This window comes from Streptomyces sp. NPDC008238, from assembly GCF_042956445.1.
Taxonomy (GTDB): Bacteria; Actinomycetota; Actinomycetes; order Streptomycetales; family Streptomycetaceae; genus Actinacidiphila.
This window is the reverse complement of record NZ_JBIBGK010000016.1, coordinates 44,763-61,197: the sequence shown is the minus strand read 5'-3', so window position 1 is coordinate 61,197 and position 16,435 is coordinate 44,763. Positions and strand designations below refer to the sequence as shown.

General features: G+C 72.9%; 10 protein-coding genes. 7 read left to right on the top strand and 3 right to left on the bottom strand.

All coding sequences use genetic code 11. The annotated features are described in order from the left end of the window. Positions 1-12: 12 nt before the first annotated feature. Positions 13-2,091: a phosphate acetyltransferase gene (pta, locus tag ACFZAU_RS27515; RefSeq protein ID WP_499602414.1), complete on the bottom strand. Its 2,079-nt coding sequence runs from the start codon at positions 2,089-2,091 to the stop codon at positions 13-15. A gap of 160 nt (positions 2,092-2,251) precedes the next feature. Between pta and ACFZAU_RS27510 the strand changes: the two genes are divergently transcribed. Beyond that, the gene (locus tag ACFZAU_RS27510) at positions 2,252-3,277 is read left to right on the top strand and encodes an ATP-dependent 6-phosphofructokinase (RefSeq protein WP_500554364.1); all 1,026 of its coding nucleotides are present in this window, start codon (positions 2,252-2,254) and stop codon (positions 3,275-3,277) included. Between the two features lie 61 nt (positions 3,278-3,338). Here ACFZAU_RS27510 and ACFZAU_RS27505 read toward each other — a convergent pair whose 3' ends face one another. Both ACFZAU_RS27505 and ACFZAU_RS27500 read right to left on the bottom strand, forming a co-directional pair. Beyond that, positions 3,339-4,022, bottom strand: a complete 684-nt coding sequence (locus ACFZAU_RS27505) for a response regulator (RefSeq protein WP_499602410.1) — start codon at positions 4,020-4,022, stop codon at positions 3,339-3,341. After that, positions 4,019-5,653 (bottom strand): sensor histidine kinase, encoded by a 1,635-nt coding sequence (locus ACFZAU_RS27500; RefSeq protein ID WP_500463101.1) that lies wholly within the window; start codon positions 5,651-5,653, stop codon positions 4,019-4,021. Before ACFZAU_RS27500 ends, ACFZAU_RS27505 begins: the two co-directional genes overlap by 4 nt. A gap of 142 nt (positions 5,654-5,795) precedes the next feature. On the opposite strand from ACFZAU_RS27500, the gene ACFZAU_RS27495 reads away from it, so the two are divergent. The 6 genes from ACFZAU_RS27495 (at position 5,796) to fxsT (ending at position 16,431) form a co-directional block, all read left to right on the top strand. After that, positions 5,796-7,187 (top strand): cation:dicarboxylate symporter family transporter, encoded by a 1,392-nt coding sequence (locus ACFZAU_RS27495; protein ID WP_500554429.1) that lies wholly within the window; start codon positions 5,796-5,798, stop codon positions 7,185-7,187. A 501-nt stretch (positions 7,188-7,688) separates the two neighbouring features. Further along, complete coding sequence (fxsA, locus tag ACFZAU_RS27490) at positions 7,689-7,886, top strand: FxSxx-COOH cyclophane-containing RiPP peptide (RefSeq protein ID WP_499602406.1); 198 nt, start codon at positions 7,689-7,691, stop codon at positions 7,884-7,886. A 34-nt stretch (positions 7,887-7,920) separates the two neighbouring features. Then, complete coding sequence (locus ACFZAU_RS27485; RefSeq protein WP_500554363.1) at positions 7,921-10,278, top strand: FxsB family cyclophane-forming radical SAM/SPASM peptide maturase; 2,358 nt, start codon at positions 7,921-7,923, stop codon at positions 10,276-10,278. Between the two features lies 1 nt (position 10,279). Next, positions 10,280-11,065, top strand: a complete 786-nt coding sequence (locus ACFZAU_RS27480; RefSeq protein WP_500554362.1) for an AAC(3) family N-acetyltransferase — start codon at positions 10,280-10,282, stop codon at positions 11,063-11,065. A 121-nt stretch (positions 11,066-11,186) separates the two neighbouring features. Further along, entirely contained in the window at positions 11,187-12,530 is a 1,344-nt protein-coding gene (locus ACFZAU_RS27475; protein ID WP_500554361.1) for a TIR-like protein FxsC, read from the top strand. Further along, positions 12,514-16,431: an FxSxx-COOH system tetratricopeptide repeat protein gene (fxsT, locus tag ACFZAU_RS27470; protein WP_500554360.1), complete on the top strand. Its 3,918-nt coding sequence runs from the start codon at positions 12,514-12,516 to the stop codon at positions 16,429-16,431. The genes ACFZAU_RS27475 and fxsT overlap by 17 nt, the downstream gene beginning before the upstream one ends. The last annotated feature ends 4 nt before the right edge of the window (positions 16,432-16,435 follow it).

The window sequence follows — 16,435 nt, the reverse complement described above, 5'->3', positions numbered from 1 at the left end:
TGCTGTGGCCGGTCACCGGTCGCCCTGCGCCTGGATGGCCGTGATGGCGACGGTGTTGACGATGTCCTGGACCAGCGCGCCGCGCGACAGGTCGTTGACGGGCTTGCGCAGGCCCTGCAGCACGGGGCCGACCGCCACCGCACCCGCCGAACGCTGCACCGCCTTGTAGGTGTTGTTGCCGGTGTTGAGGTCCGGGAAGATCAGCACGGTGGCGTTGCCGGCGACCTTCGAGTCCGGCAGCTTGGTGGCCGCGACCTTGGCGTCGACCGCCGCGTCGTACTGGATCGGGCCCTCCACCAGCAGCTCCGGACGCCGCTGCCGGACCAGTTCGGTGGCCCGGCGCACCTTGTCCACGTCGGCGCCCGAGCCGGAGGTGCCGGTGGAGTACGACAGCATCGCCACCCGCGGCTCGACCCCGAACTGGGCGGCGGTCTCGGCGGACTGGATCGCGATGTCGGCCAGCTGCTCGGCGTCCGGGTCCGGGTTGACCGCGCAGTCGCCGTACACCAGCACCCGGTCGGCCAGGCACATGAAGAAGACGGAGCTGACGATGGACGCGCCCGGGGCGGTCTTGATGACCTCGAAGGCCGGGCGGATCGTCGCCGCCGTGGAGTGGACGGCACCGGAGACCATGCCGTCGGCGAGGCCCTGCTCCACCATCAGCGTGCCGAAGTAGGAGACGTCGGCGACGACGTCGTACGCCAGCTCGTAGCTGACGCCCCGGTGGGCGCGGAGCCGGGCGTAGAGCTCCGCGAAGTTCTCGCGCAGCGGCGAGGTCTGCGGGTCGGTCAGGGTGCAGCCGGGCACGTCGACGTTGACGCCGAGCTCGCCGGCCCGCTTGCGGATGGCGTCCTCGTCGCCGAGCAGGACGATGTCGCAGACGTCCCGGCGCAGCAGGACCTCGGCCGCGTGCAGGATGCGCTCCTCGGTCCCCTCGGGCAGGACCACCCGGCGGCGGCCCGAGCGGGCCCGCTCGATCAGCTCGTGCTCGAACATCATCGGGGTGACGCGCTCGCCGCGCACCACCGACAGCCGCTCGGTCAGCTCGGGACCGTCCACGTGCTTCTCGAAGAGCCCGAGCGCCGTCTCCGCCTTGCGCGGGGTGGCCGCGCCCAGCCGCGCCTCCAGGGCGAACAGCTCCGCGGCGGTCGGGAAGCTGCCGGCCGGCACCGACATCACGGGCGTGCCGGGGGCCAGCCGGGCCGCCAGGGCCATGATCTCCGGGCCGGGCACCTCGTCGAGGGTGAGCAGGATGCCGGCGATGGGCGGGGAGCCGGCGGAGTGCGCGGCCAGCGAGCCGATGATCAGGTCCGCCCGGTCGCCCGGGGTGATCACCATGCAGCCGGGGGTCAGCGCGCGGATGAAGGTCGGCAGCATCGCGCCGCCGAAGACGAAGCCCATCACGTCCCGGGACAGTCCGCCGTGGTCCCCGAGGAGCACCTCGGCGTGGAGTGTCTCGACGACCTGGGAGACCGTGGGGGCCGACAGCGCGGGCTCGTCGGGCAGCACGTACGCGGGCACCGGTAGCCGGCGGCGCAGCCGCTCCGCGGCCTCCTCCAGCACCTGCGGGGGCACCCGGTTGGCGATCATGGCGATGATGTCGCAGCCCAGCCCGCTGTACGCCTGGTGCGCGTTGCGGACCTCGTCCACCACCGAGTCGGCGCTCTGGTCGCGGCCGCCGACCACCGGGATCACCGAGGCGCCGAACTCGTTCGCCAGCCGGGCGTTGACGCCCAGCTCGCCGGGGAGGTTGGTCTCGTGGAAGTCCGAGCCGAGGACGAGCACGGTGGGGAACTCCGCGGCCACCAGGTGGTAGCGCTCCACCAGGCGCGCGATGAGCGCGTCCCGGCCCTGCTCGGCCTGGAGTGCGGCCGCCTCCTCGTAGCTCAGGCCGTGGGCGGTCGCCGGGTCCTGGGTGAGCCGGTAGCGGCTGCGCAGCAGCTCGAACATCCGGTCGGGCGTGTCGTGGACGAGCGGCCGGAACACCCCTACGCGGTCGACCTGCCGGGTCAGCAGCTCCATGACGCCCAGCTCGACGACCTGGCGGCCGTCCCCCCTGCCGATACCGGTTACGTACACGCTGCGCGTCACGCGCTCTCTCCGTTCCTGCCCGGCGTGATCCACCCGGACACGGGTGGCGGATACGTCTTGACATTACAGTTCGGCGTGCGTATGGCGCGCGGCGGGTGCGGTGCGGACCTACGATGCGAAAAGGCGACCGTACACGCGACCGGAGGGAGCGTGGAGCGCCATGCGCATCGGAGTCCTCACCGCCGGCGGCGACTGCCCCGGACTCAACGCCGTGATCCGCTCGGTGACCCACCGCGCGCTGACCTACCACGACGACGAGGTCATCGGCTTCGAGGACGGCTTCAAGGGGCTGCTGGAGGGCCGCTACCGTCCGCTCGACCTGAACTCCGTCAGCGGCATCCTCGCCCGGGGCGGCACCATCCTGGGCTCCTCCCGGCTGGAACGCGCCCGCCTCCACGAGGCCGCCGACAACTGGCGCACCCTCTGCTCCGGCTACGACCTGGACGTCCTGATCCCCATCGGCGGCGAGGGCACGCTCACCGCGGCCCGGCTGCTCGCCGAGGCCGGCATGCCGGTGGTGGGCGTCCCCAAGACCATCGACAACGACATCTCCGCCACCGACCGCACCTTCGGCTTCGACACCGCCGTCACCGTGGCCACCGAGGCCATCGACCGGCTCAAGACCACCGCCGAGTCCCACCAGCGGGTCATGGTCGTCGAGGTCATGGGCCGGCACGCCGGCTGGATCGCCCTGGAGTCCGGCATGGCCGGCGGCGCCCACGGCATCTGCCTGCCCGAACGGCCCTTCGACCCCGCCGACCTCGTCGCCATGGTCGAGGAGCGCTTCGCCCGCGGGAAGAAGTTCGCCGTCGTCTGCGTCGCCGAGGGCGCCCACCCCGCCGAGGGCACCATGCCGTACGCCCACGGTGAGATCGACGCCTACGGCCACGAGCGCTTCGCCGGCATCGGCGCCCGGCTCGCCGCGGAGCTGGAGCAGCGCATGGGCAAGGAGGCCCGCCCGGTCATCCTCGGCCACGTCCAGCGCGGCGGCGTGCCCACCGCGTACGACCGCGTGCTGGCGACCCGCTTCGGCTGGCACGCCGTGGAGGCCGCGCACAAGGGCGCCTTCGGCTGCATGACGGCGCTGCGCGGCACCGCGGTGGAACTGGTGCCGCTCGCCGACGCGGTGATGGTGCTCAAGCGGGTGCCCGAGGACCGCATGCAGGAAGCCGAGTCGGTGTTCTGACGAACCGTCACTCTCGGGCGGGTGGGCGGCGCTTGCGGTGAACGGCCGCGGGGCGCACGGCTCAGGGGCGGCGCTGCGTCGCCCAGCGGTAGGTGAGTTCGGGCCTGCCGACCTGGCCGTACTGCGGGGCGCGGACCGCGCGGCCGGTCTCCACCAGGTGCTCCAGGTAGCGGCGGGCCGTGATCCGCGAGACGCCCACCGCCTGGGCCGCCGCGTTCGCCGACAGCCCCTCCGCCGCCTCGCGCAGCGCCGCGGTCACCGCCTCCAGGGTCGGCCCGCTCAGGCCCTTGGGGAGCACCGAGCTCTCCGGGCTGCGCAGCGCGGCGAGGGCGCGGTCCACCTCGTCCTGGCCCGAGGCCTCCCCGCCGGCGAGCTCGTCGCGGTAGCGCGCCCAGCGCTCCAGCCGGTCGCGCAGGGTGGGGAAGGTGAAGGGCTTCAGCAGGTATTGCACCACCCCGACCGAGACGGCCTGCCGCACCACCCCGAGGTCGCGGGCCGAGGTCACCGCCACCACGTCGGCGGTGTGCCCGGCCGCGCGAAGGGTGCGGACGACCTGCAGCCCGTGCCCGTCGGGCAGGTTGAGGTCGAGCAGGATCAGGTCCACCTGGTGGCGTTCCAGGGCGCGCAGCGCCGCGCCCCCGGAGTGGGCCACCGCGGCCACCGTGAACCCCGGCAGCCGTTCCACGTACAGCCGGTGGGCGTCCGCCGCCACCGGGTCGTCCTCGACGACCAGCACCCTGATCATGTCCGCACCTCCCCGCGCAGCGGCAACCGTACGGTGAAGGTGGCGCCGCCGCCCACCGCCCCGTCCAGGTCCACGGTGCCGCCCGCGCGCCGGGCGGTCTGCTCGACGAGGGCGAGCCCGAGGCCGTGCCCGTGGCTCTTGGTCGTCCAGCCGCGCCGGAAGACCTCGCGCACCACCGCCGGGTCCACCCCGCGCCCGCTGTCGGTGACCCGCAGCAGCAACTCGCCCTCGTCGGCCCGGGCGGTGACCTCGACGTGCGGGCGGGCGATCGTCTGGGCGGCCCCCTCGATCGCGGCGTCCAGAGCGTTGTCGATCAGGTTGCCCAGCAGGGTGACGAGGTCCCGGGAGGTGAGGGAGGCGGGCAGCACCCCGTCGTCGATGCGGCTGTCCTCGGTGACCGTCAGCTCCACACCGCGCTCGTGCGCCTCGGCCGCCTTGCCCAGCAGCAGCGCGGCCAGCACCGGTTCCGCCACCGCCGCCACCACGCGGTCGGTCAGCGCCTGGGCCAGCTCCAGTTCGGCGGTCGCGAACTCCACCGCGTCCTGGGTGCGGCCCAATTCGATGAGCGAGACGACCGCGTGCAGGCGGTTGGAGGCCTCGTGCGCCTGCGAGCGCAGCGCCTCGGCGAAGCCCCGCACGGAGTCCAGTTCGCCGGTGAGGGACTGCAGGTCGGTGTGGTCGCGCAGGGTGACCACGGTGCCGCGGCGCTCCCCGCCGCGCACCGGCGAGGTGTTGACCACCACCACCCGCTCCGCGGTCAGGTGCACCTCGTCCACCCGCGGTTCGGCCGCCAGCAGCGCGCCGGTCAGCGAGGTGGGCAGCCCGAGCCCGGCGACGTAGGAGCCGACCACGTCCTCGGGCAGGCCCAGCAGTTCGCGGGCGGCGTCGTTGCACAGCGCGACCCTGCGGTCGGCGTCCAGCAGGATCAGGCCCTCGCGCACCGCGTGCAGGGTCGCCTGGTGGTAGTCGTACATGCGGCTCAGCTCGTCCGCGGCCATGCCGTGCGTGTGGCGGCGCAGCCGGGCGTTGGCGAGGTAGGTGCCGACGCCGCCGACCGCCAGGGCCGCCGCGGCGATCCCGATGAGCACCGCCAGCTGTTCCCGGACCCGGTCGGTGATGGCCTCGACCGTGATGCCGACGCTGACCAGGCCGACGATCCGGCCGTCGTCGTGGACGGGGGTGACCACGCGCACGGACGCGCCCAGCGTGCCGGTGTAGGTCTCCGTGAAGGTGCCGCCGCGCTGGGCGGCCTCTATGTGCCCGAGGAAGCGGTGGCCTATCTGCCCGGTGTCGGGGTGCGTCCAGCGGATGCCGTCCGGGCTCATGATCGTGATGAAGGAGACGCCGGTGTCCCGCCTGACCTGCTCCGCGTAGGGCTGGAGCGCGGCGGTGGGGTCCGCGCCGCGGATGGCCGCCGCGACCGAGGGGGCGTCGGCCACCGCCCGCGCGGCGGCCGTGACCCGGTCCTTCGCGGCGTCCTCCGCGCGCTCGGCGGCGTTGACGTAGACGAGCACCGCGATGCCCGCGACCACCATGGCCACGATGACCACCTGCATCGCGAACAACTGGCCCGCCAGGCTGCGCGCACGGCGGCGCGGCCGGGGGCGGAGGAGGCGGGTCGGGAGCAGCATGCCCACCAGTGTGCACAGGTGCCGCGAACACAATGAACGCAAACGTGACCTGGCTCACTGCGCGGGCGATAGTCACCGGGACCTATCCAATCGCGGGCGTCCCGGGACGGCGTCCGGGTGGACCGAGGAGACGAAGGTGTCAGTGCCGGTACAGAGCCGTACCCAGGGTCGCAGGGACCGCACCCATTTCCTGTACATCGCGGTGCTCGTCGCCGCGGTCGCCGGCGCCGTGCTCGGGATGGTCGCGCCCGACGCGGCCGTCGAGCTGAAGCCCATAGGCACCGGCTTCGTGAACCTGATCAAGATGATGATCTCGCCGATCATCTTCTGCACGATCGTGCTCGGCGTGGGCTCGGTCCGCCAGGCCGCCAAGGTCGGCAGGGTCGGCGGCCTCGCCCTCGGCTACTTCGTGGTGATGTCCTTCGTGGCCCTCGCCATCGGCCTGGTGGTCGGCAACATCCTCCAGCCCGGCGACGGGCTGCACCTGACGAACGCGCTGGCGGACGCCGGCCAGGCGCAGGCCAAGGACGCCCCGGCCGAGACCCTGCCGGACTTCCTGCTGAGCATCATCCCGGTCACCCTGGTCTCCGCCTTCACCGAGGGCCAGGTGCTGCAGACCCTCCTGGTCGCTCTCCTGGTCGGCTTCGGCCTGCAGGCCATGGGGACGGCGGGCGAGCCGATCCTGCGCGGTGTCGGCCACATCCAGAAGCTGGTCTTCCGCGTGCTGTCCATGATCATGTGGGCGGCCCCGATCGGCGCCTTCGGCGCGATCGCGGCGGTCGTCGGCTCGGCGGGCGTGGACGCCCTCAAGGCGCTCGCCACGATCATGCTCGGCTTCTACGTCACGTGCCTGATCTTCGTCGTGGTCGTGCTCGGCCTGATGCTCCGCTTCTTCGCCGGGGTCAACCTCTTCCAGCTGCTGAAGTACCTCGGCCGGGAGTTCCTGCTGATCGTCTCCACCTCGTCCTCGGAGTCGGCGCTGCCCCGCCTCATCGCGAAGATGGAGCACCTGGGCGTCAGCCGTCCCGTCGTCGGCATCACCGTGCCGACCGGCTACTCCTTCAACCTCGACGGCACCATGATCTACCTGACCATGGCCTCGCTGTTCATCGCCGACTCGATGGGCCAGCCGCTCGCCCTCGGCCAGCAGATCACCCTGCTGCTCTTCATGATGGTCGCCTCCAAGGGCGCCGCCGGCGTCACCGGCGCGGGCCTGGCGACCCTCGCCGGTGCGCTCCAGTCGCACAAGCCGGCCCTGGTCGACGGCGTCGGCCTCATCGTCGGCATCGACCGCTTCATGAGCGAGGCGCGCGCCGTCACCAACTTCGCGGGCAACGCCGTCGCCACGGTGCTGATCGGCACGTGGACCAAGGAGTTCGACCGTGAGCAGGCCCAGCGCGTGTTCGCCGGCGAGCTGCCCTTCGACGAGACCACGCTCGTCGACGACGGCCACGGCGCGCCCCCCGAGCCCGCCGAGTCCGCCGAGCCGGCCGAGCCGGCGGGCAGCGGCAAGGAGCCGGTGACGACGGCCTGACCGGCCGTCACCCCCGATACGGTCCCGCCGGGCGGATCCCCCCTCCGTCCGGCGGGACTTTTTCCGTGCGGGGAAGGGGGAGTCACCCGATCGGCCGAGGACGCGGGGGTGAGTTCCGGAAAGTGCGCCGAGCGGCCCGGGGCCGGTCGGCGTGCGGGCGTACGGGGCTCGCGCGCCCCGCGCGCGGGACGTCGCGCGGCACGCCGGAAGGCGTGCCGCGGGGGCGGTCGCCGTGCGGTGCGCGAAGGGCTTCAGAAAGTTCGTCTCGGTTCGTGGATATGGCCAATTCCCGTTCCACGTAAGGGAGATAATCACACGGCCCGGCGTTGGGGACGGGGGAGCGCAGGCGCCTGCTGCATTTGGCGTATTCGGCACCACTTGCAGCAGCGGTGACTCGTTGTCACTGCTGCGTCGCAATGTCCGGGGTGAGAGGATTTTTTTTACCACATTCCGGACATATGGTGTGCGACCCTAACGCACCTCACTGGACAAGGACCCGCTATGACTGCCACCCCCACCGTGCACGCCGGCCATGACGCTCCGACCCGGCGCCCGCAGACGCGGCGGAGGATCCCGCTGGCGGAGCTCGCCTCCCGCGGCAGCTCCGTCGCCTCCCCGGCCCTTGACCGTGTGATGCCCGCCGCCGCGTCCGCGGGGGCCGTCCCCGTCGCCGCCTTCCAGTCGTTCAGCAGCAAGTAGGACGGACGACTCGGGGGTTCCGGGCGCCGCAGTCATGGAGGCATCAGCGCCGGCCAGGCCGTTGTCGCAGTTCGTGCTCAAGTTGCACAGCCGGTGCGACCTGGCGTGCGACCACTGCTACGTCTACGAGCACGCCGACACCAGCTGGAAGACGCGTGTCCGGGCCACCCCCGACGAGGTCTTCGAACGGGTGGCGGCGCGGATCGCCGAACATGCCGCGGCGCACCGGCTCCCCGCCGTCCAGGTGGTGTTCCACGGGGGAGAACCCCTGCTCGCCGGCCCGGCGCGGATCCGCCGGGCCGCCGCGGCACTGCGCGGGGCGCTGGACGGCGTGTGCGCCCTCGAACTCGGCATCCAGACCAACGCCGTCCTCCTGGACGAACGGTTCTGCGACGTCTTCGACGAGTTCGGCGTCTCGGTCGGCGTCTCCTTGGACGGCGGCAGGGCCGAGAACGACCGCCACCGCCGGTTCGCCGACGGGCGCGGCAGCTACGACAAGGTGGTGGCCTCGATCGGGCTGCTCCGCGAGCCGCGCTACCGCCATCTGTTCGGCGGGCTGCTCTGCACCATCGACGTGGAGAACGACCCCGTGGCGGTGTACGAGGCGCTGATGGCGCTCGAACCGCCCCGCATCGACTTCCTGCTGCCCCACGCCACCCACGACGCCCCGCCCGCGCGCCCCGGCGACGCCCAGGCGCCGTACGCGCAGTGGCTGCTGACCGTCCACCGCCGCTGGACGGCCGAGGGCCGCCCGGTGCCCGTGCGGGTCTTCGACTCCGTGCGCCGGATGCTGCGCGGCGGCAGCAGCCTCGTCGAGTCGATCGGCACCGACCCGGTCGACCTCGTCGTGATCGAGACCGACGGCACCTTCGAGCAGGCCGACTCGCTCAAGACCGCCTACGACGGCGCCCCCGCCACCGGGATGGACGTGTTCGCCCACTCCCTGGACGAGGTCGCCGCCCACCCCGGCATCACGGCACGGCGGCAGGGCAAGGACGGGCTGTGCGACGAGTGCCGCCGCTGCCCGGTCGTCGACGTCTGCGGCGGGGGACTGTACGCGCATCGCTACCGCACGGGTTCCGGATTCGCGAACCCGTCCGCCTACTGCGCCGACCTGATGGAGTTGATCCTCGGCATTCGCGAGGCCGAGGAGACGGAACGGGAGAACCCGGTGAGCACCGCGTCGGGGCAGCAGCCCCAGTCCCCCTTGACGGAGGACCAGATCGACCAGCTGGCGGCCGGCCACGGCGACGCCGCGACCGTCGCCGCGCTCGCCGCCGAGCAGCTGGAGATCACCCGCGGCCTGCTCACCGCCGTCTGGGAGCGTGCTCCCCGGGACGGCAGGACGGCCGCGGTCTGGCGGGTGCTCGCCGAGGTCGACGAGGCCGTGCCGCAGGCCCTGGACGAGGTGCTCGCCCACCCGTACGTCCGGCCCTGGGCCCGGCACTGTCTTGAGACGGGCGGCGCCGGCGGGGCGGACGTGGCCGGGCTCGCGGAGTTCGCGGCCGCCGCCGTGGTGCGGGCCGCCGGCCGGTACGGGGCGGCCGTGCGCGTCCCCGTGCGCGACGGAGCGGTACGGCTGCCCGGCCTCGGCCGCGTCCTGGTCGGCGCCCCCGACGGCGAGGAGGCCGAAGTGACCGCGGACGCCGCCGGGTTCGACGTGCGCGCCGACGGCCGGACGCTGCGGATCGCCGCGCACGACCCGGGGGACGCGCGCTGGCACCCGGTACGGCGGGTCGGCCCGGCCGGCTGGAGCGTGGCGCTGGAGGACACCGACCCCTACCGCGACGCCCACCAGTGGCCCCCGGTGCCCCGGCAGGACGAGGCCGAGGTCAAGGCCTGGCACGAGGACCTGGTCGCCGCCTGGGACTTCCTCGGCCGTGAACTGCCCCGCTACGCACCGGGACTGGCCGCCGGACTCGGCACCGTCACCCCGCTGGTCCCGCCGGACGACGGCAGCGACGTCAGCGGCGCCGCCCGGCAGGCCTTCGGCGCGGTCGGCATCGCGCGGCCCGCCCTGCCGGACACCCTGGCCCTGCTGGTCGCCCACGAGTTCCAGCACGTCAAGCTCGGTGCCGTACTGGACCTGATGGACCTGTACGACCCGCGGGACACCCGCCTCTTCCACGCCCCGTGGCGCCCCGACCCGCGCCCGCTGGAGGGGCTGCTGCAGGGGACCTACGCGCACGTCGCCGTCGCCGAGTACTGGCGCGCGCAGGCCCGCCGGGACGTCCCGGGGGCGGCCGCGCCCTTCGCCCGCTGGACCCGCGAGACCGCGGAGGCGGTCGACCGGCTGGCCGGCAGCGGATCCCTCACCCCGCTCGGCGAGCGGTTCGCGGACGGCATGGCCCGCACCGTCGCCCCCTGGCTCTCCGAACTGAACGGGGTCTGACGTGCACACCCTGCAAAGCCTGACCCGGGACCTGCGCGCGCTGGGCGTCGAGCCGGGTGAGGTGCTGCTCGTCCAGGGCTCGCTGAAGTCGATCGGTCCCGTCGAGGGCGGCGTCCGCACCGTGATCGCGGCCCTGCGGGCGGCGCTCGGCGACCACGGCACCCTCGTCGCGTACGCGGCGACCCCGGAGAACTCGGTCACCTCCAGGGCCGACCGGCAGCACACCGAGGGCATGGACGAGGCGGAACTGGCCGCGTACCGCGAGGCGATGCCCGCCTTCGACCCGCTGACCACGCCCGTCTCGCCCAGCGTGGGACGGCTCGGCGAAGAGGTCCGGCTGCTCACGGGCGCGCTGCGCAGCGCGCACCCGCACACCTCCTTCACCGCCTTCGGCCCGGCCGCGAGCTTCGTCACCGACGGCCACGCGCTGGAGAGCCACCTGGGCGAGGACTCGCCCACCGCGCGCCTCTACGACCTGCGGGCCCGAGCCCTGCTGATCGGCGTGGACCTGTGGGTCTGCACCGCCTACCACCTCGCCGACTACCGGGCGGTCCCGCCGCCGGACCGCCCCTACCAGGCCGTGGTGCGCACGGAGGACGGCGGCAAGGAGTGGGTGCACTTCGAGGCGCCCGACATCGACGACCGGCACTTCCCGGGGCTGGTCCCGGTGGTGGCGAGCGAGTGCGCGGTGCTGGACGGTCCCCTGGGCGCCGCCGACTGCCATCTGGTGCCGATCGCCGACGCCGTGGACGTCATCGCCAAATGGCTGGTGAGCAACGGACGTTGACGGAATCCGGGCAAAATTGATGGTCATGCGCTATTCCGCCGGAGAATCGGCGGTTCCTACACTGAGGTTCCCTCACGAGGGGTGGAGCGGGGTCGTGTAGGTCGGGCGGGGGAGATGGCGCATGGCATTACCCGTGGGGCAGGGCGACGCCTCGGACAAGCCGTACTTCTTCCTCAGCTATGCGCACACCCCCCGGAACGACCCCTCGGACCCCGACCCCGACCTGTGGGTCGCCAAGCTCTACAACGACCTCTGCGCGCACATCCTGCAGATGACCACGCTCCCCGCCGGGGTGCGGGCGGGCTTCATGGACCGGGGGATGAACGTCGGCGAGGGCTGGCCGGAATCGCTCGCCGAGGCGCTGGCGCACTGCCGGGTCTTCGTCCCGCTCTATTCGCCCCGCTACTTCCGCAGCCCGCAGTGCGGCAAGGAGTGGTACGCCTTCTCGCAGCGCGCCCTCTACCACCGGTCCCTGCACGACCGCCCGATATCCGGCATCGTGCCCGCGCTGTGGGTGCCGGTCCCCACCGGGGACATGCCGGGTCCGGCCGAGTCCCTGCAGTTCAACCACGCGGACTTCGGCGAGGACTACGCCGCCGAGGGCTTCTACGGGCTGATCAAGCTCAGCTACCTCAAGCACGAGTACGAGCGGGCCGTCTACCGCCTGGCGCAGCGCATCGTGCAGGTCGTCGAGGACACCAAGATCGCCACGGGCCGCCACCTCGACTACCACCACGTCCCCAGCGCCTTCGGGCCCCCGGGCGCCAGCCGGCCGCTGCGCGTGACCGTGCTCGCCTGCTGCGACACCGAGGAACTGCCCGCGGGCCGCGGCCCCACCTGCTACGGGCCCTCGCCGCGCGACTGGAACCCGTACCGCCCGCAGAGCAGCCGGCCGCTGGCCGACCACGCCGCCGACCTGGCGCGCAACCTCGACTACCGGGTCAGCGTCGGGGTGTTCGAGGAGGAACTGGACCGCCTGCTGGACCCGACCCCCACCGCCCCCGGCCTGCTGCTGCTCGACCGCTGGGCCCTGGAGTCGCCCGAACGGCACGACATGCTCAGCCGCTTCGGCAGCGAGCGCCGGCCCTGGGTGAGCGTGCTGGTGCCGTGGAACCGCACCGACCCGGAGTCCAACGGCCACGAGGAGACGCTGCGCCGACTCGCCGACGAGGCCCTCGACCCCGGCCGCGCCGACGGCCCGGGCGCGCGCTTCGTCCGCAACAACATCCCGAGCCTCGAGGCCTTCAGCGACGAGGTCCCCCGCGCAGTCGGACGTGCGGCCAAGCACTACGCCGCCCACGCCCCGGCCTTCCCGCCCCAGGGGCCGCACACCCCGCGCCCGAGGCTGCGGGGCCCGTCCGCCGGGGTGTACGGACCCGAACGCTCCTCCCCGCACGGCCTGCACGACGACCGCGGCACCACTGAACCCGACAAGCCGGAGGGCCAGGATGAGCGAGAGCCGTAACGGACGTGTGATCACGTTCTACTCGTACAAGGGCGGCACCGGACGGACCATGGCCCTGGCGAACACCGCGTGGATCCTCGCCGCCAACGGCCACCGGGTGCTGACGGTCGACTGGGACCTGGAGGCCCCCGGCCTCTTCCGCTTCTTCCACCCCTTCCTCGACTCCTCCGCGCTCGCGGCCACCACCGGCATGATCGACCTGATCACCGAGTACCGCGAGGAGGCGCTGCGCGACGTGCCGCGGCCCCCCGACTGGCACCGCCAGTTCGCCCGGGTCCGCCCGCACGCCATCTCCCTCAACTGGGCCTTCCCCGACGGCGGCAGCCTGGACTACCTGTCCGCGGGCCGGCAGGACCGCAACTACTCCACCGCGCTCACCGGCATCGACTGGGACGTCTTCTACGACCGTTTCGGTGGCGGCCAGTTCCTCGACGCCATGCGCGCGGACATGCGGCGGCACTACGACTACGTCCTCATCGACAGCCGCACCGGCCTCAGCGACATCGCCGACATCTGCACCGTCCACATGCCCGACGAACTGGTGGTCTGCTTCACCCTCAGTGACCAGAGCATCTACGGCGCCGCCACCGTCGCCCGGGACATCGAGGAGCGCTACAACGGCCGCGGCATCCGCATCTTCCCCGTTCCGATGCGCATCGACGACGGCGAGAAGGAGAAGGCGGACGCCGGACGGGCACTGGCCCGCGCCCAGTTCGAGGGCCTGCCGGCCGGCATGGGCGACGACGAACTCGTCGCGTACTGGGGGTCGGTGGAGATCCCGTACCGCCCCTTCTACGCCTACGAGGAGATCCTGGCGACCTTCGGGGACGCCCCGGGCCTGTCCAGCTCGATGCTGTCGGCCTGCGAACGCCTCACCTCCGTCGTCTCCGGCGGCTCGGTGACCTCGCTGCCCCCCATCGCCGAGTCCGAGCGGCTGCGCTGGGCCGCGGAGTTCACCCGGCGCAGGCCCGTCCCGCCGTCCGGTCTGGTGCTGGCGTACGTGCCCGAGGACCGCATGTGGGCGGACTGGATCGAGTGGATCCTGACCCGGGCCGGCTTCCGGGTCGTCCCCTGGGACGTGGAGAGCCACACCGCCCCCGCGGAACAGCCCGCCGTGGCCGGGGCCTCCGCCCGCACCCTCGTCGTGCTCTCCGCCGCCTACCTGCGGTCCCGGCGGGCCGTGCGGGTGTGGGAGTCGAGCGCCGGCACCGAACCCTCGGGCCCGCAGCACCAACTGCTGCCGATCCGGGTCGGCGACGTGCGGCCGGGCCCGCCGCTGGCCCAGCGCAGCCCGGTCAGCCTGGTGCGGCTCGACCACGCCGCGGCCGCCGGCACGCTGCTGCGGGCCCTCGGACGTGACGAGGCGGACCTCGCCGCGACCGCCATGTCCGGCGGCCCGCGCTACCCCGTCGGCGACCCCAAGGTGTCCAACCTCAGGCCCCGCAACACCTTCTTCACCGGGCGCTCCACCGTCCTGGACCGGCTCCGCGACCGCCTGGGCGGCGGCAACCCGTCCGTCCAGCCGTTCCCGCAGACGCTCCACGGCCTCGGCGGCGTCGGCAAGACGCAGGTGGCGCTGGAGTACGCGCACCGCTTCAAGGCCGACTACGACCTGGTGTGGTGGATCGAGGCGGAGCAGGAGGACCGGATCGCGCCCTCCCTCGCCGAACTCGCCCGCCGCCTGGAACTGCGCGTCGGCGACAGCGTCTCCGAGGCCGCCGAGGCGGCCCGCGACGAACTGGCCACCGGCACCCGCTTCACGCGCTGGCTGCTGGTCTTCGACAACGTCGACGACCCCGAGCGGTTGCGCCGCTTCTTCCCCGGGGGGCGCGGCCACATCGTCGTCACCGCCAGGAACAAGCCGCCGACGGGCGCCACCGAGCCGCTGGAGATCGAGGTCTTCAACCGCTCGGAGAGCGTGGAGCACCTGCGCCGACGGGTCGGCGGCATGGGCCGGGAGGACGCCGGACAGGTCGCCGAGGCCGTCGGTGACCTGCCGCTGGCCGTCGAGGTGGCCGCCGCCTGGCTCGCCGAGACCGCCACCCCCGTCGACGTGTACGTGCACCAGCTCAAGGAGCAGACGACCAAGGCGCTGTCGGTCACCACCGCCGCCGGCTACCCCCGGGAGGTCGGGGCGACGTGGAGCATCTCCATCAGCCGGCTGCGCGACCAGTCCAGGGCCGCCGTCCGGCTGCTGGAGCTGTGCGCCTTCTTCGCGGCCGAGCCGATCTCGATGACCCTCATCGAGAGCGACTCGATGATCCAGGCGCTGCTGCCCCACGATCCCGAACTGCGCGACCGCTACATGCTCGGCAAGGTCATCCAGGCCCTCAACCGCTTCGCCCTGGCCAAGGTCGACCCCGCCGACAGCAGCATCCAGGTGCACCGGCTGGTGCAGGCCGCCGTGCGCTCGGAGATGTCGGAGGACGCCCAGCAGGACACGATGCACGAGGTGCACCGCATCCTCGCCGAGGCCCGGCCGCCGGAGGACGCCATCAACGACCCGGCGAACTGGCCCGGGTTCGAGCTGATCTGGCCGCACCTCGCCCCCTCGCAGGCCGAGGAGTGCCGTGAGGAGAAGCCGCGCCAGCTGCTGGTCAACCGCGTCCGCTACCTGTGGAAGAGCGGCGAGCTGGAGCAGGCCCGGCTGCTGGCCGAGCAACTGCTCGGCGTGTGGAAGCAGTCCCTCGGCGAGGACGACCTGCAGACCCTCAACCTGCAGTTCGAGCTCGCCAACGTGCTCCGCTCGCAGGGCAGGTACCAGGAGGCCCGGCAGTACGACGAGGACACCCTGGCCCGGCAGACCGCCCTGCTGCCCCCGGGCCACCCGCACACCCTGATCACCGGTGGCAGCCTCGCCGCCGACCTGCGGGCGCTCGGCCTCTTCCAGGAGGCCAGGGAACGCGACGAGGAGATCTACGCCGGCTTCAAGGACATCTTCGGCGAGCAGCACCCCCGCTCGCTGGTCGCGGCCAACAACCTCGCCATCGACTACCGGCTCACCGGGGATTCCGAACTCGCCCGCCGCCTCGACCAGGAGACCGTGGACCGGCGCACCCCGATGCTGGGCGACCGCCATCCGTACACCCTGTCCACCAAGGCCAACCTCGCCCGCGACCTGCGGGAGATCGGCGACTACACGGGTTCCGTCGCGATGCTCGAGGAGGTGATGGACGTCTTCCAGGACGTCCTCAACCCCGACGTCCCCGAGACGCTCCGCAACGCCAAGAGCCTCGCGGTCTCGCTGCGCAAGGCGGGCCGCGCCGCCGAGGCGATGCGGCTCACCCAGGTGACCTACGACCGCTACCTGGAGCGGTACGGACCCGACGTGCCTGACACGCTCGCCTGCGCCCTCAACCTCGCGGCCGACTACTCGGCCGCCGGCGACAAGCAGAAGGCCCGCGACCTGGCCACGGACGTCCTCGCCGCCTACCGCCGGATGCTCGGCGACGACCACCCGTTCACCCTGGCCTGCCGCAACAACCTCGCCATCTACCTGCGCGGCAGCGGCAACGCGGAGGAGGCGGTCGCGGTCGGCAACGACACCCTGGCCCGGCTGGAACGCGCCGTCGGCCCCCGCCACCCGTACACCCTCAACTGCACGATCAACCTGGGCAACGCGACAGGCGAACTGGGTGACAGCGACCGGGCGGTGACCCTCCTGGAGACCGCCCTGCGCGGGCTCACCGAGCGCTACGGCCCCGAGCACCCGGACGCCCTGGCCTGCGAGATCAACCTCGCCTACGCCCTGCGGCAGTCCGGTCGGCACGCCCGGGCGCAGGCGATCCGCGCCAAGGTGCTGCCCGAGTGCGCACGGCTGCTCGGCGACGAGCACCCCCTCAGCCGCGCCGCCCGCGAGTGGTACCGGGTCAACCGGGACCTGGAACCACAGCCGGTGTGAGCGG

Bases quoted from the DNA above. Each gene is read 5' to 3' on its own strand.
- ACFZAU_RS27485 (WP_500554363.1), top strand. From the start codon at position 7,921: ATGGAGGCATCAGCGCCGGCCAGGCCGTTGTCGCAGTTCGTGCTCAAG.
- ACFZAU_RS27510 (WP_500554364.1), top strand. From the start codon at position 2,252: ATGCGCATCGGAGTCCTCACCGCCGGCGGCGACTGCCCCGGACTCAAC.
- ACFZAU_RS27475 (WP_500554361.1), top strand. From the start codon at position 11,187: ATGGCATTACCCGTGGGGCAGGGCGACGCCTCGGACAAGCCGTACTTC.
- fxsT (WP_500554360.1), top strand. From the start codon at position 12,514: ATGAGCGAGAGCCGTAACGGACGTGTGATCACGTTCTACTCGTACAAG.
- ACFZAU_RS27505 (WP_499602410.1), bottom strand. From the start codon at position 4,022: ATGATCAGGGTGCTGGTCGTCGAGGACGACCCGGTGGCGGCGGACGCC.
- ACFZAU_RS27500 (WP_500463101.1), bottom strand. From the start codon at position 5,653: ATGCTGCTCCCGACCCGCCTCCTCCGCCCCCGGCCGCGCCGCCGTGCG.
- fxsA (WP_499602406.1), top strand. From the start codon at position 7,689: ATGACTGCCACCCCCACCGTGCACGCCGGCCATGACGCTCCGACCCGG.